The sequence below is a fragment of the Kriegella aquimaris genome (assembly GCF_900103215.1).
In the GTDB taxonomy this organism is placed as follows: domain Bacteria; phylum Bacteroidota; class Bacteroidia; order Flavobacteriales; family Flavobacteriaceae; genus Kriegella; species Kriegella aquimaris.
Genome location: NZ_FNGV01000024.1, coordinates 1 through 12,633 on the forward strand (window position 1 = coordinate 1; position 12,633 = coordinate 12,633).

The 12,633-nt window shown below is 37.5% G+C and carries 18 protein-coding genes and 1 pseudogene; 2 read left to right on the forward strand and 17 right to left on the reverse strand.

Annotated elements, in window-relative coordinates:
• Together BLS33_RS25010 and BLS33_RS23905 are read left to right on the forward strand one after the other, a co-directional pair.
• Positions 1 to 534 (forward strand): annotated as a pseudogene (locus BLS33_RS25010) (relaxase/mobilization nuclease domain-containing protein); the annotation flags it as partial.
• An 11-nt stretch (positions 535 to 545) separates the two neighbouring features.
• Entirely contained in the window at positions 546 to 1,019 is a 474-nt protein-coding gene (locus BLS33_RS23905; RefSeq protein WP_089895756.1) for a DUF6730 family protein, read from the forward strand.
• Between the two features lie 294 nt (positions 1,020 to 1,313).
• Here the strand turns inward: BLS33_RS23905 and BLS33_RS23910 are convergent, their stop codons facing one another.
• The 17 genes from BLS33_RS23910 to BLS33_RS23985 all read right to left on the reverse strand — a co-directional run bounded on the left by BLS33_RS23910 (position 1,314) and on the right by BLS33_RS23985 (position 12,406).
• Positions 1,314 to 2,180: an MBL fold metallo-hydrolase gene (locus BLS33_RS23910; RefSeq protein ID WP_089895758.1), complete on the reverse strand. Its 867-nt coding sequence runs from the start codon at positions 2,178 to 2,180 to the stop codon at positions 1,314 to 1,316.
• Between the two features lie 85 nt (positions 2,181 to 2,265).
• Complete coding sequence (locus BLS33_RS23915; RefSeq protein WP_143017683.1) at positions 2,266 to 3,174, reverse strand: hypothetical protein; 909 nt, start codon at positions 3,172 to 3,174, stop codon at positions 2,266 to 2,268.
• 78 nt (positions 3,175 to 3,252) lie between these two features.
• On the reverse strand, positions 3,253 to 3,816 hold the full coding sequence (locus tag BLS33_RS23920; RefSeq protein WP_089895762.1) for a transposase: 564 nt from the start codon (positions 3,814 to 3,816) through the stop codon (positions 3,253 to 3,255).
• Positions 3,789 to 4,019, reverse strand: coding sequence for a hypothetical protein (locus BLS33_RS24710; protein WP_143017684.1), 231 nt, complete (start codon positions 4,017 to 4,019; stop codon positions 3,789 to 3,791). The genes BLS33_RS23920 and BLS33_RS24710 overlap by 28 nt, the downstream gene beginning before the upstream one ends.
• 272 nt (positions 4,020 to 4,291) lie before the next feature.
• Positions 4,292 to 4,861, reverse strand: a complete 570-nt coding sequence (locus BLS33_RS23930; protein WP_089895764.1) for a dihydrofolate reductase family protein — start codon at positions 4,859 to 4,861, stop codon at positions 4,292 to 4,294.
• 183 nt (positions 4,862 to 5,044) lie between these two features.
• Entirely contained in the window at positions 5,045 to 6,361 is a 1,317-nt protein-coding gene (locus BLS33_RS23935; RefSeq protein ID WP_089895766.1) for a pectate lyase family protein, read from the reverse strand.
• 166 nt (positions 6,362 to 6,527) lie between these two features.
• On the reverse strand, positions 6,528 to 7,025 hold the full coding sequence (locus BLS33_RS23940) for a VOC family protein (RefSeq protein ID WP_218129642.1): 498 nt from the start codon (positions 7,023 to 7,025) through the stop codon (positions 6,528 to 6,530).
• 39 nt (positions 7,026 to 7,064) lie between these two features.
• Positions 7,065 to 7,412, reverse strand: a complete 348-nt coding sequence (locus tag BLS33_RS23945) for a nuclear transport factor 2 family protein (protein WP_089895770.1) — start codon at positions 7,410 to 7,412, stop codon at positions 7,065 to 7,067.
• Between the two features lie 69 nt (positions 7,413 to 7,481).
• On the reverse strand, positions 7,482 to 8,045 hold the full coding sequence (locus BLS33_RS23950; protein ID WP_089895772.1) for an alpha/beta hydrolase: 564 nt from the start codon (positions 8,043 to 8,045) through the stop codon (positions 7,482 to 7,484).
• Between the two features lie 31 nt (positions 8,046 to 8,076).
• On the reverse strand, positions 8,077 to 8,454 hold the full coding sequence (locus BLS33_RS23955) for a nuclear transport factor 2 family protein (RefSeq protein ID WP_089895774.1): 378 nt from the start codon (positions 8,452 to 8,454) through the stop codon (positions 8,077 to 8,079).
• 18 nt (positions 8,455 to 8,472) lie between these two features.
• On the reverse strand, positions 8,473 to 8,559 hold the full coding sequence (locus BLS33_RS25385) for a DUF4287 domain-containing protein (RefSeq protein WP_317039881.1): 87 nt from the start codon (positions 8,557 to 8,559) through the stop codon (positions 8,473 to 8,475).
• The gene (locus BLS33_RS25255; RefSeq protein WP_245731652.1) at positions 8,556 to 8,684 is read right to left on the reverse strand and encodes a DUF4287 domain-containing protein; all 129 of its coding nucleotides are present in this window, start codon (positions 8,682 to 8,684) and stop codon (positions 8,556 to 8,558) included. Before BLS33_RS25255 ends, BLS33_RS25385 begins: the two co-directional genes overlap by 4 nt.
• A gap of 2 nt (positions 8,685 to 8,686) precedes the next feature.
• Positions 8,687 to 9,070, reverse strand: coding sequence for a DoxX family protein (locus BLS33_RS23965; protein WP_089895776.1), 384 nt, complete (start codon positions 9,068 to 9,070; stop codon positions 8,687 to 8,689).
• A gap of 5 nt (positions 9,071 to 9,075) precedes the next feature.
• Positions 9,076 to 10,056: an SRPBCC domain-containing protein gene (locus BLS33_RS23970; protein ID WP_089895778.1), complete on the reverse strand. Its 981-nt coding sequence runs from the start codon at positions 10,054 to 10,056 to the stop codon at positions 9,076 to 9,078.
• Complete coding sequence (locus tag BLS33_RS23975) at positions 10,053 to 10,373, reverse strand: ArsR/SmtB family transcription factor (RefSeq protein ID WP_089895780.1); 321 nt, start codon at positions 10,371 to 10,373, stop codon at positions 10,053 to 10,055. Before BLS33_RS23975 ends, BLS33_RS23970 begins: the two co-directional genes overlap by 4 nt.
• Positions 10,374 to 10,375: 2 nt before the next feature.
• A complete protein-coding gene (locus tag BLS33_RS23980; RefSeq protein ID WP_218129643.1) occupies positions 10,376 to 11,023 on the reverse strand; it encodes a dihydrofolate reductase family protein in 648 nt (215 codons plus the stop codon).
• Positions 11,024 to 11,173: 150 nt separating this feature from the next.
• Positions 11,174 to 12,406: an adenylate/guanylate cyclase domain-containing protein gene (locus BLS33_RS23985; RefSeq protein ID WP_089895782.1), complete on the reverse strand. Its 1,233-nt coding sequence runs from the start codon at positions 12,404 to 12,406 to the stop codon at positions 11,174 to 11,176.
• Between the last annotated feature and the right edge of the window lie 227 nt (positions 12,407 to 12,633).

Sequence of the window (12,633 nt, forward strand, 5' to 3'; positions counted from 1 at the left end):
TACGTCAACCGCATCGATTTTGATGGCAAGGCCTACAATGACAGTTTTATAGGGAAACGCAGCCAATGGGCCGCCGAAAAGGTGGCCAAGGACATGGGGCTGACCACGGTCAAAGAGGTACAGCTGGAAAAGGAACTGGATTCCATACAGATACGCCATGAAATAAAGGATATACACCATAGGGTAATGGAAAACGAAAGGCCACAAACGCTCGATGGTTATATCAGGGCAATGAAAGAAAGGAACGTAGAAGTTATCCCAAGTATCAACAGGGCGAACCGATTACAGGGATTCCGGTTTAAATACCAAGGATATAACTTCAAGGCAAGCGAAGTGCACCGTTCCATGTCCGGGGGAAAAATAATGGGGCAGCTTTCACGGCACAAGGGCATGGGAAAAACATTGGGGGTAGGAAAATCGGTCCAGGTACTGGGCAAAACTTTGGAAATGAGTGCCAATCTGGCTTCGGGCATGGCGAAAAATATGCTGAAAAAAACCATCAAAAGGGCCATCGATAGAGGAATCGGATACTAATACAAAAAGCTATGGGATATAAAAAACTGGACGAAGTGATGGAATTGCTCACCGATGAGCTGGACGGGTTCAACAAGTCTTTGGAAAGGCTGGAGAAACTGACCCAAAATACGGACAATATCAAAATACGGCCGGATACCTCGGAAATCGAATACATGCTCAAAGAGCACCTAAAAACTGAAAAGGCCAAGAGCTCACAACTTCACGAGTCCTTTAACAATTTGGAAAAGCAGATTTCAAAAGCAAGCCTGATCCCAAAAGCACAGCTATTGCTCCAGTATTCCATTTGGCTCCTCTCATTGGTCATCATCGGTTATCTGGTTTTTCAAGTTTCCCAAATAGACCATATTCAAGAAAAGGCCTATTCCAAAGGGGAGCAAAAGGTTATATCGAGTTTGAGAGGGTATTTCGACCAGTATCCCGAGCACTATAATTCCTACCAAAAATGGATAAAGGAAAAAGACAGCGTTCCAAACCAAAAGTAGGGTGCGCCCTATGGAATTTCTTCTTTTCGCTTATCTACCGGAACGCGGAAGAAATTCCACAGGATCCATGCGCAAAGTTTTGGGGTAAGATTTGGAGATTACAACATAATACCGTTTAAAATTAAGATTATTATTCTACTTTTAAACAGTTCGGTTTTAAGGGGAGCTTACAACGTTAGCAATTCCGAGTGGATTCGGACGTAGTCGAGTCCACCGTAATTGAGGTTATCATTGTTGCAAACGTTTTTTCATATATTTAATGCTAGTAACACTTCCTAAGTTAATATTTATACTTTATTTTTTAATATTTAAAACAACTTTATTTAATTCTACTAAACTAACTGCTTTCGGGAAGTTTTTGTGTATCTCCTTAACAATTTGGTTGGAATCGTTGGGATTAATATGGCTTGCTATCACAACCTCGGGGTTGATATACTCTTTCACATTATATTTTGCTTTTTCATCAATCAACATCCAAAAAGGCAATATAGCAACATCAATATTAGATTCTACTAAGTTTAGTTTATTAAATGCAACTTTTGATAAGTCCCATTCAGTATCTCCAATATGAAGTATTTTGTATCCGTTTACATGGATTAAATGAGCAACATTCTGAATGTTCTTATGTTTTGTTTGATAGGTGTGATCACATCTTATCGATTTTATAAGTATTTCCTGATGTTTAATTGTATTTATTTGATTATCCAAGCCTACGACTTTGACTTGTTCCAAAATTTTTTCTGTGCTGTTTTCGGTTTTTTCCAACTCTTCTTTTACTTGAGCTGGACCAATTGTTAATGATTGTACATTTTCTTTTAAAAAATGTAATGTTAATTCAGGATTGAAATGATCCTTGTGTTTATGAGTAACTAAACTTAATTCAAGTTTGGTAAACTCTGGGAATTTACCATGGATTAGAGATTCAACCGTTTCTTCAGAAGGGTGGTTATAAGCTGGCTTATATTTTTTGTGAAATCCATCTATAAGAATAGTTTGACTCTCGCTTTCTATCAAAACACCCATATTTCCAAGGTACAAAATCTTTAGGCCGTCATTAAAATAGTTCAAAGTTAAAATTTTGCCCTTAAAATTTAATAAAGAAATTAGGCTAGTAAATACCAAAATGATCGCAATTACTTTTATTTCAAATATTCTAACCATTAGATGTCAAAATTCTGGGTTCTTTGTAAAGTTGATCAATCGTTTATTTGTCAGGCGATTCTCCTTCATTTGCTCTATTGAATAATTATTTTTTTTCTACAAATAGTTTGGTCGGAATAATCTTGAATTCTGAAAATTCTCTAGTAAACATTAAATACTTTCCATCATTCGTTATTGTTGGAAAGTTTTCAGTTTTGTTTGAGTTTATTTTATCGTTCAGCCTTTTTGGAATTGTCCACTTTTCACCCTCAAGGTAAGAGATGTACAAATCAATTGAATTTACACTTCCATTTTTACTGCCAATACAAGCAATGATATAGTCTTCGTCTGGCGACATACAAAATTCATAAACTGTCCAGTCTTTGATTTTTCTCCAATGATTTACTGGTTCGAACAATTCAGGCTCTAAATACTTATCACCTTTACATTCCATTTTGTATGAAAGAGTCTTACTCCAATCTGGTAAGTCCGAAGTGAAAAATATAGTTCCATTATTTGTTATGCAAGGTTGCGAGTTGTAGCTGTAAATTAGATTTTCGTAACCTAATTCTTTTGGGTTAGTATTTTTATTATCGGTTAATTCAATTTCCCAAAAATTGTAATTTGGATTCTGAGTTGTGTCCTTTTTAGTTCTCTTATTTGAAATAAAAATAAGTTTATTATTATTTGGTATATTCAATTGGTAAGAATAAGAATTCTTTTTATCGTAAAAGCCCATGATTTTAGGTGCTTCCCACTTTCCATTAATAAAATTTGATTTATATGGAATGTATTCCTCTATTTCAGGTGCAACTTTTCTAAAGAAATAGAACGTGTTATAATCATCAGAAAATGAGCCTTTGAAAGTGTTTCCTTCTATCCATAATTCAGAAGCAAAGTCGGATATGGAGCTAACATTCTTAAATTGAGTCAGTCCGCTAGATACTTTTCTATCAGAACAACTATGAATAAAAAAGGTAAGGGATAAGAAAAAAAATAGTTTTAAATTTTTCATTTGATCTTTAACAATGTTTGCCAACGGGAGTCTGCGCAGTAACTCCATTTCGTATAAAAATAAGGGATCAATTTTGATCTAAAGCGATGTGATGATGGTTTTATGGATGGTTTTTTGGCCGTAAAATAAGTTGTGTGGGAAAAGAAAGCGGTACAAATTGGCGGAAATGGCCCCGAATAGGCGGGATAGTCCAAGTCCAAGCCCTTTTAGCCTGTTTTTCAGCGCCCTTGGGCCGAGAATGGCCATAAGCCTTCTCAGATTGTAACATATCATTATCAGGTCGACCTCGGCGAGCACATTTTGTTTTCCTTTCATCAGGGTGTAGGTGAAGCCCCATTGTCTTTTGATCGTCCCGAACTGGTGCTCGTTGATCTGTTGCCTCAGCCTATAATATTCCGGGTTTTCATCGACCCTTTTTTGGTTTTCCTCCAGGGCCTCCTGATAAATGGAGCGCTCTATGAACCGTCCGTTTTTATTTACGGTACATAGGTTCCTTACCGGGCATACCTTGCAGGCCCGTCGGTTTTTATAATGTTTTACTTTGTGCCCCGCCTTGTTGTATACCGTCCCATTGGTAGTCAGTACTTGATCGGCCGGACATGTGTAGGTATCCTTTATTTTATCGTACCTGAAATCGACCATTGGGTAAAGGCCGTTGTGCTGCGATGAATGTTCCTTTGGCGAGGAGAAGGGAGTGATCCCGTTTTTGGTACATATCTCCAAGTGCTTAGCGGTAGTATATCCACAAACATATCCACTATCCGCGCCCACGAATCGGGTCCCACTTCCGATTCGAAATCCATCATTACCATTTGGTCCCTGTTAAAACCTGTTATAAAATCCATACCATTAAGATAACCGATATCAGAATGTTATGGCCCTCGAAGCTTTAGAGATAATCAACAAAGTTATTTAGAAAGGGCAGGTTTTTGCGCAGACTGACGGTTTGCAGCTACCCGAAGGGCGGGGCTTTCACTACAAAACTTGATTTGAAAAACTAATGTTTGAGTAACCACAAAGCTGTCCTTGGAACACTAAACCCCGCCTTTTGGGTAGGTGCTGTTATGCGGTTGGCTTTCTTGTCCTTCGTTATTGGTTCGTGTCATTTTAGAAATTGTCAATTTTGTTTTTTTGAATATTTCAACACCACTCCACCCGTCAAAAGTTGTTGTGTCGAAACGAGAGTTAAGTTGTTAGAATTAATGCCTTGTCTGAAAAGTGGTCGTCCACTACCTAAGATAACTGGTGCAATAGCAATACGATATTCGTCAAATAGATTGTCATCAATAAATGTTTCTGAAAGGTTTGCGCTACCGAAAACATAAATGTCTTTTCCGCTTAGTTCTTTTAATTTCTGAATTTCAGCCGTAGCATTATCTTTGATAATTGTCGTGTTGTTCCAGTCAGCAGTTTTTAAGGTTTTAGAAAAAACAATTTTTGGTATGCTGTTCATCAATTTCGCAACTTCTTGTTCAGCTGCATCACATTCTGCCTTTGTCCAAAATGCTGCCATACCTTCCCAAGTCACGCGTCCGAATACGAGGTAGTCTGCAGATTGCAGTTGTTCAATACTTAGCTTTTCAAGCTCTTGTCCCCAAATGACATTATGAAATGATAAATCCCAATTTTTATTTCCTTCAAAATATCCGTCAAGTGTCATTACGTTCCACATTATAAGTTTTCTCATTCTGTTTTCTTTTTAGTCATTGGTTGTGTCGTCTTTAAGCTGCCGCATATTGTCTCGGCTCGAGTAGTTGCGTGGTTTAGCACTTAACTTCGCCAATACACGCCAAGTTGGAAATTCCGCAGGAATTTTCAAAGTAGGCGAGAACAAGCAATTACTTATAGCCACTGTTGTGCCGTCGTGCTTTTAATTTATATTGTTTAAATATTTTTCTAACATAGTATATCCATCCGAAGCTACTACATTGCGGTCATCAGGGTTTTGTTTGTCCAACTTGTTTTTAATCTCCCAGTAATCAGGCATTCCGTCATGGTCTGTGTCAATGGGGGCGGGGGAGCTTTTTAGTTCGGGCCAGCCACCAACATCGCTTGGAATATCAATAATACCTTTATTGCCATATTTTGCTGTTCCATGAAGAACATCATCGATAATATCTGCATCTACTTCATCTCGTGTAGGTAAAGAACAACCCGCGTATTTTAATACAGCTTTATAAGCTTCTTCAGCTGTTTGTTGATTAATTTCCATTGCAGGCCATGGTTGGTTGAGTTTATACGCCGCACTTGTTTTTGTCACCCCCAACAAATTATTGTCAGTGACTTTAGGGTATCCATCAACAATATTTTCAGAAACCCACCATTTTCCCGCGTCAGCATCTTCATCCCTTGATGAGGGATCAACAATACAGCTCCTCACTTTTGAATCGGTTGCGGGTCCTGGCTTATAATAATTGGCAATTATGTTAATCGTAGAATGTTCAATTGGTGGGTTGCGCCTATCCCCTTTCTGATGTGCCTCACCTCCATAACTACTTGCATATTCCCAATTATAAATTACATTGTTTCTGTAATCATTAAACCCACTGCCAGAAGCCCAACGTGGGTTTCGACTAGCATTATGTGCAAAAAGGTTATGATGCCAAGAACCGTATTTATTTCCCCATATTCCCCCAAAACGATGATCATCGGAACTGCCTTTGGGGCACGCTTGTGCAATAATACACCATTGAACCGTTGTATTCTCGTTATGGTAAAGTGTCATCGTTTCATCGGTACTCCAACTAGCAGATATATGATCGAAAATAATATTCTTATGATACCTTCCTCCTATTCCGTCATTTTCACCTGTGGAAGGGTCAAACCTTACTCGAATATACCGAATGATTATATTATCGGCATCGGTAGACAGGTTTCCTTTGATACATATTCCATCACCAGGAGCCGTTTGTCCAGCAATAGTTATACTGTCATTTTTGATACTAAAATTACCCGTTATCGTACCCGAAACTCTGAAGACAACTGTTCTAGGTCCTTTAGCTTCTAATGCGGCCCTTAGACTTCCTTCTCCTGAATCATTAAGATTTGTGACTTCAAATACATTTCCACCACGTCCACCAACAGTATATTTACCGTATCCTTCTGCAGTAGGGAAGGCTAATTGTTGAGACCATGCATAAAATAAAGTCAGGATTGAAATCACTCCAGTTAAAAATAATTTTCTCATATCTTCAATTTTTATATAATGTAGAAAGTTCTAGCATGCGGCACAACGTTTATGTATAAGAATAGTTGCGGGTTTGTATGCGAGGATTTTCCGAAAGAAAATCGGACGTAACAAAAGCGTACTAACCTTTGATTAAGCAGTAATTACCGCATTATTTTTAGCATTGTTAGCGGTTCGTTGTTCTCTTCAATTCGTTGAAAGTGTCGTTTTTTTCTATAATTTCAGTGGCACTTTCATTGCCAAGTTGTTCTGCCAATCCAACGAGAAGACCTTCAACTCCGCGTATGTAACAAAGTCGATATGTTTCCCCAAATTGTACAACTTCATCAACTACCTTAGCACCATATTTCTCAAGTCGAGTCAGTAGCTCGTCAAGATTGTCAACCCTGAACATTACTCTTAGATAGCCAAGTGAGTTTACTGGATTGTTTCTATGATCTGCGATTATTTGAGGGGTGAAGAATTGCGATAATTCAAGTCGGGAATGACCGTCAGGAGTAACCATCATTGCAATTTCAGCAGATTGATTTCCTAGCCCTGTCACACGTCCTGCCCATTCTCCTTCTAGCATCATTCGTCCTTCCAGTTTCAAACCAATTTCTGAGAAAAATGCAATAGCGTTATCCAAAGATTCGACAACGATTCCAACGTTGTGCATTTCCATCACTTTACTTTTTGCCATAATTTATCTTGCTTATAATTGTTACTTGGACTGGATACAATACGAAGTAATTTTCTGAATTTGATTCACATCATTAAACTCATAAACATCACAAGCGCTAACAAACGAAACCCGTTTTCCTTCTCTTAAAAATTCTGCTGTTCCATTAATTACAACATTATTTCCATCTGCAATGGTGTTGAGTGTTTTTAAGTCAGTCGTAACAGACTTGAAGTAGTTTCCAACTTGTTCACAATTATCAATAATAGCTTGTTTACCTGTGAATTTGTCTTCTTCGATTACAATCCATTCTGCATTTTTAGCTATGAAATCGTAGGTTCTTTCAAATTCCCCGTTGGAGAATGCCTTTGCAATTTCTTCTTTTATCATGCTGTTAAGATTAATTTTGTATGGTTGTCTTTTTAAATGTTATAGGAGCGTTGTTATTTCTTTTGTCCTTTAAACTCCAAGGTTTATTTTGATGTCATCAACTAATTCAGGTAGTCCGTTTGCAAATGCATGGTCTGTTCCGTTTAGAACTCTTACGGTTGCATCAGGTAAGGTCTTTTTATAGAAATTCAAATGTTTGAATGGGACAATTGTATCGTCTTTACAGTGATAGAGGAAAATCTTATTCACTTGTTTGAGTTCGTTTTCAAATTTATCCTTGAGTACAAATTCGTCCACATCCCAACCGTTTTTCCCCCATAATGGTGTGGCAACCAAATACAGTGCTGAAATCAAAACATTTGGCTTTTCTTCTGAAATGAATTTAAGCAGCATTGAAGCTCCCAACGAATGCCCAATAAGGATTGTAGGCTGGTTCGCTTTCTTAAACTCTTTTGTGAAAATATTTTTCCACATTTGATAAGTTGGAGCTTCTGGGGCATCAATTATTGGGTAAAAAATTTCAAATTCGTTACCCAATTCATTTTTTAAGTACCTTACTAATTCAGAACTTCCTTGCCCTGCGCCATCTTGTCTGCCACCACTATGAGCAAATAAAATTTTTATTGATTTCATTTTTTTCAAACCTTTATATGGTCATAGTAATCTAAACCTCTATACAATACGAGGTAATGGCTTTTACCTTTTCACCCTTTGCACTTTGAAAAACATAAAAATCTGAAAACGCATAATGCTTTCCGTTTTCCATTGTCATTACCCCGTTTGCAGCACCTTCTTTGCCGTGGGATAAGATTTGATCTAATTTCAATTCAGAAACCTTTACAGATTGCATTTTCTCTAATTCTTCTGTAAAAGCTTCTATTCCTACGATTTTCCTCTCACCAATAATGTTCCAAACGATATCGTCTGTTACGTTTTCCATTAAAAAAGTAACATTGCCTTCAGCAAAGGCTATGTTAAACTGTTTTAAGAACTCCATTTTGGGTGAGTTGCCACAATTAGGACAAGATATTATTTTGGTCATTTTGATAGTGCTGAATATCTATTCTCTTTTCCCTTTGATATAGGCATACATTGCCATAGCGTGTCCGTGACCTAATTCAAAATCTTTTTTTAGCCAGTTAGTTATTTCTGTGCTTTAGCTACTAACGCTCCATTATTGGTAAAGCCTTTTTCCTCAGCTAGTTTTTGAAATTCTTCAGCGGTTTTACCTGTTTTATCTTCTATGTTTTTGATGTATGTTTTGAATGACATAATTATTGATTTTTAGTTTTAAGTCTGATTTTTTGTGAATAGACATAAGAAACCCCTAGAATAATACCTACTACGATGGGCATTAAGATATAGGCTATAATCTGGTCTACCGCTATATGGCTTATAGCTGCAAAAACTAAATTGAATGTTAAACCTGCGTACGCCCATTCCCTAAGCTTAGCAGGAAGTTTTGGGAACATTATTGCAGTTGCCCCCAATATTTTACAAACCATTAAAGCATAGGCAAAGTAATCAGGATAGCCCAAGGGCTTGGTTCCAGCGTTAAAGTATTCGTGTGCAAATAAAAGCGTCGCCAAAGGAATTATTGCTTCCATTACAAAAATGATGGAAGTAGCTATCCAGAATATGATTTTATCTTTTTTCATTCTTGTTATTTGTTTTGATAATTAATCATCCAATTGATACCAAACTTATCTGTAAATTCTCCGAAGTAAGCACCAAAAAACATATCTGCCATTGGCATTGTAATGTTGCCATCTACAGAAAGTTCAATAAATAGCCGGTCGGCTTCTTCTCTTGTTGCGGGTTCTAGGCAAATATGCATATTGTTTCCACTTGTTAATTTAAAGCCCATTTCTTTTGGTGCGTCCGTACCCATTAATATATGCCCACCAACTATTGGCAATTCAACGTGCAAAACCATTTTTTTTACGTTATCGGCAACGGGAGGCCAATTTTCGGTACTTGCAGGCACATCTTCAAAACGTTCAATGCCTTTACCTATAAATTCAGTTTTGAAAACAGATTTATAAAATTTGAAAGCTTCTTCTGTATTACCTGCGAAGTTTAAGTAGGTCGTTACTCTTGGCATATTGTTGGTTTTATTTTGATTGCGCAGTTTAAATTGTGCTTCAATGTATTGGTCTAGATTTTCCATAGCCATCGTAAAGCCTTCTTTAAAACCCATTTCAATAATCTTTTTTAAGTCCGCAAGACTATCGTATTTGGCCGTAATGGTTACAAGGGTCTTCTCTCCATTTTCATTGAACTCGTTTGTCCATTTGGTTCGGGGCATTTCTGGGTTAACCGTTCCGTTTTCATCACAGAATGCGTCTAAACCCGAAAACATTTTTTGATGTGAAATTTTGATGTAATCATTTTTACACCAATGACATTCTTGTGGGTTTTCACCTTCGGTATTGTACATTTCGTAAAGCCACATACCACCTTCACGAAAATCCATTGATTTCGTTCTTGTCTTATAGGGTTTGGGTGCCCACCATAGGTCGAGAATTTCGGGATTTGTCCAAGCTTCCCAAACCAGTTCAAGGTTTGCTGCAAATTCGCGTTCCACATTAACAGTGTTCTTTTCTTTATCGACTATGAAGTCAAATTTTAAGTTTGGGTTCATTTTCCTTTTGATTTTAATTGTTCTAAAACGGTGTCCAATTGGTCAAAGCGTTTAGCCATTAGCTGTTTAAATTGCTCCAGCCATTTTTCTAAGTCTTTCATTTTACCTGCATTTAAGTGATAATGAATTTCTCTGCCTTGTTGCTCCTGTACGAGAATTTCACACTCCGTAAGTATTCGCAAATGTTTTGAAACAGCTTGTCTGCTCGTATCAAAATGATCGGCTATGGCATTGGGTGTTAAAGCACCAACAGCCAAAAGCATAATAATGGCTCGTCTTGTTGGGTCTGCAATTGCTTGAAAAACATCTCTACGCATAATTATATAGGTTTATAAACCATTACAACAATGCCACAATCAAACTTTTGTACATCATCAAGGTTAAATTTTTGCATTTTGGACAACTCTTTAAAAATGGGCATTCCGATACCGATGGCGGCAGGATTTACAAATAAATGTAACTCATCAATTAATTTGTTTTTAATGAGTGCGGAAACGAACTCACCACCACCATAAGCAATAATGTCTTGGCCTTGCATATTCTTTAGATTGGTAATTTCTTCGACCAAGTCGCCATTAGCAATTTCAGTGTTTTTCCAAATTGATTTGTCAAGAGTTTTGGTAAATACAATTTTTTGTGTTGAAGCAAACTTAACACCACCTTCATACTCTGGATTGTTGGGGTCTTTAGCAACATTTGCCCAATGTGCAATAAATCCTTCCGCCAATTTCCGACCTAAAACAATGGTGTCTATAGGTTCAGTAATTTCTCGAACATAATTTAGAATGTCTTCAGTCCAAGGAAACTCCATCCAATCCATTTCTCCATTTTGTCCTGAAATAAAACCGTCTATGGTCATTTGGACTTGTAATTTCAATTTTCTCATTTGTCTATTTTTATCAAATAGCGAAACCATTCGGTTGCAAATATATGTGCAATCAATCGGTTTCGCAAATGTTTTATTCAAAAAAGTTGAGTTTTGTTCTGAATTTAATTTGCCCTAGAAAAATTTCTATTTTATCTTGAAATTTTGGTCGGTCGAATCTGGGGAATGACCGCTAACGTTCTGTGTCCGGTGTCGTAGCATCCCGCAGGGTGCTATGCACTATACATACTGTTAGCTATATTTTATAAAATACATTTCCAATTCTCCCTTTCCTTTAGCTTGAATTTTCTCCCTGGTTTCGCAACTGATATCATTTTTGACAAGCTGGTAGGTTGTTTCTGATATATTTATTTTGCCTGGCTTTCCTAATGATTCCATCCGACTTGCCGTATTAACTGTATCACCAAAGAGATCATAGTTGAATTTCTTCTTTCCAACCACGCCAGCCACTATTGGTCCTGAATGTATCCCAACTCTCATCCTCCATTTTATTTCATGTTTCTTATTCCTCTCCTCCAGATAGGATAGCATCTGTTGTGCCGCTTTAATACAACTCATGGCATGATCTTTAACCGCTTCTTCAAGGCCACATGCAGCCATATATGCATCCCCGATTGTTTCAATTTTTTCAACTCCTGCCTCCTCGACAATCTCATCGAATCGGCCAAAAATATCATTGAGTTCATTGACCAAAGTGATTGCCGGAATGCTAGCTACTAACTCCGTAAAACCTTTGAAGTCAGTAAACAGAATGGTTACATTTTTGTGCCTTTTGGGCACTGTTTTACCAGTTTCTTTTAGATCTCTTGCCACATTTACAGGAAGAATATTATGCAGAAGGTCATCTGATCTTTTTTGCTCAACCCTCAATGACTTCTCTGATCTATCAATCAGCACAGACAAAGTCCATGCGATTGTAAGGCAAATCAGTCCAGTTGTGCTGATGTTAAATATTTGCAGGAAATACGGGTCAAGTACATCATAGTGAGGATTAAATTCGGATTGAAACGTAACCGAAAAAATCAAAGTCAAGACCCCCAGCATACTGAAACCAATAGCTAATTTCTTCGCACTTTTGGGGAAAGTCATGTATGGAGTAATTATTATGATGAAACAAATGACCCAAACCCCTGACGAGTAACCCAACAAATAAAGAAATAGAATAATTCCAATATAGGAGGTAGCTGTAAACCAAGTTGAAGCCAAGACCCGCCAACCTTTGCCATTGAATATTAGAACGAATGAAAACATCAATGCCAATAATCCATTGCTTCCGTAAAGTATTGGGGAATCTGTAATGCAAAAAGCGGTAATCATCCACATCACCATGAACAAGATGCCAAGGATAGAAGCGATATTTGTTATGCGCAGATACCTATTCTCAGTTATGGAAAACTCCTTATTGGCGCCAATATCAACTATTCTTTGGGAAATTGGAGTTTTGCTTTTATCACTATTGGGCATTATGTTCTAATTGTTTTTATCTAAATAGTTGACTACTTTCAAATTATAGCTAACGGTCTAGGCTACGATTCCGCAGCGGTGTTGAAATCCGAAGGATTTTACGCCGTCGCGAATCGGGCCGTCCTTTGTTTTCCGTTTCAAGTTAATGAAAATGTAGCAATCGATTGTAGCCATTGTTAGCGCAGCGTGCGCCGCCCGAGCCTATGGCGGGTCCAAGCCCATATTTT

What these genes read in the sequence shown, in the direction of transcription:
- BLS33_RS23905 (WP_089895756.1), top strand. Translation starts at nt 546, where the DNA reads ATGGGATATAAAAAACTGGACGAAGTGATGGAATTGCTCACCGATGAG.
- BLS33_RS23910 (WP_089895758.1), bottom strand. Translation starts at nt 2,180, where the DNA reads ATGGTTAGAATATTTGAAATAAAAGTAATTGCGATCATTTTGGTATTT.
- BLS33_RS23915 (WP_143017683.1), bottom strand. Translation starts at nt 3,174, where the DNA reads ATGAAAAATTTAAAACTATTTTTTTTCTTATCCCTTACCTTTTTTATT.
- BLS33_RS23920 (WP_089895762.1), bottom strand. Translation starts at nt 3,816, where the DNA reads ATGGTCGATTTCAGGTACGATAAAATAAAGGATACCTACACATGTCCG.
- BLS33_RS24710 (WP_143017684.1), bottom strand. Translation starts at nt 4,019, where the DNA reads ATGGATTTTATAACAGGTTTTAACAGGGACCAAATGGTAATGATGGAT.
- BLS33_RS23930 (WP_089895764.1), bottom strand. Translation starts at nt 4,861, where the DNA reads ATGAGAAAACTTATAATGTGGAACGTAATGACACTTGACGGATATTTT.
- BLS33_RS23935 (WP_089895766.1), bottom strand. Translation starts at nt 6,361, where the DNA reads ATGAGAAAATTATTTTTAACTGGAGTGATTTCAATCCTGACTTTATTT.
- BLS33_RS23940 (WP_218129642.1), bottom strand. Translation starts at nt 7,025, where the DNA reads ATGGAAATGCACAACGTTGGAATCGTTGTCGAATCTTTGGATAACGCT.
- BLS33_RS23945 (WP_089895770.1), bottom strand. Translation starts at nt 7,412, where the DNA reads ATGATAAAAGAAGAAATTGCAAAGGCATTCTCCAACGGGGAATTTGAA.
- BLS33_RS23950 (WP_089895772.1), bottom strand. Translation starts at nt 8,045, where the DNA reads ATGAAATCAATAAAAATTTTATTTGCTCATAGTGGTGGCAGACAAGAT.
- BLS33_RS23955 (WP_089895774.1), bottom strand. Translation starts at nt 8,454, where the DNA reads ATGACCAAAATAATATCTTGTCCTAATTGTGGCAACTCACCCAAAATG.
- BLS33_RS25255 (WP_245731652.1), bottom strand. Translation starts at nt 8,684, where the DNA reads ATGTCATTCAAAACATACATCAAAAACATAGAAGATAAAACAGGTAAA.
- BLS33_RS23965 (WP_089895776.1), bottom strand. Translation starts at nt 9,070, where the DNA reads ATGAAAAAAGATAAAATCATATTCTGGATAGCTACTTCCATCATTTTT.
- BLS33_RS23970 (WP_089895778.1), bottom strand. Translation starts at nt 10,056, where the DNA reads ATGAACCCAAACTTAAAATTTGACTTCATAGTCGATAAAGAAAAGAAC.
- BLS33_RS23975 (WP_089895780.1), bottom strand. Translation starts at nt 10,373, where the DNA reads ATGCGTAGAGATGTTTTTCAAGCAATTGCAGACCCAACAAGACGAGCC.
- BLS33_RS23985 (WP_089895782.1), bottom strand. Translation starts at nt 12,406, where the DNA reads ATGCCCAATAGTGATAAAAGCAAAACTCCAATTTCCCAAAGAATAGTT.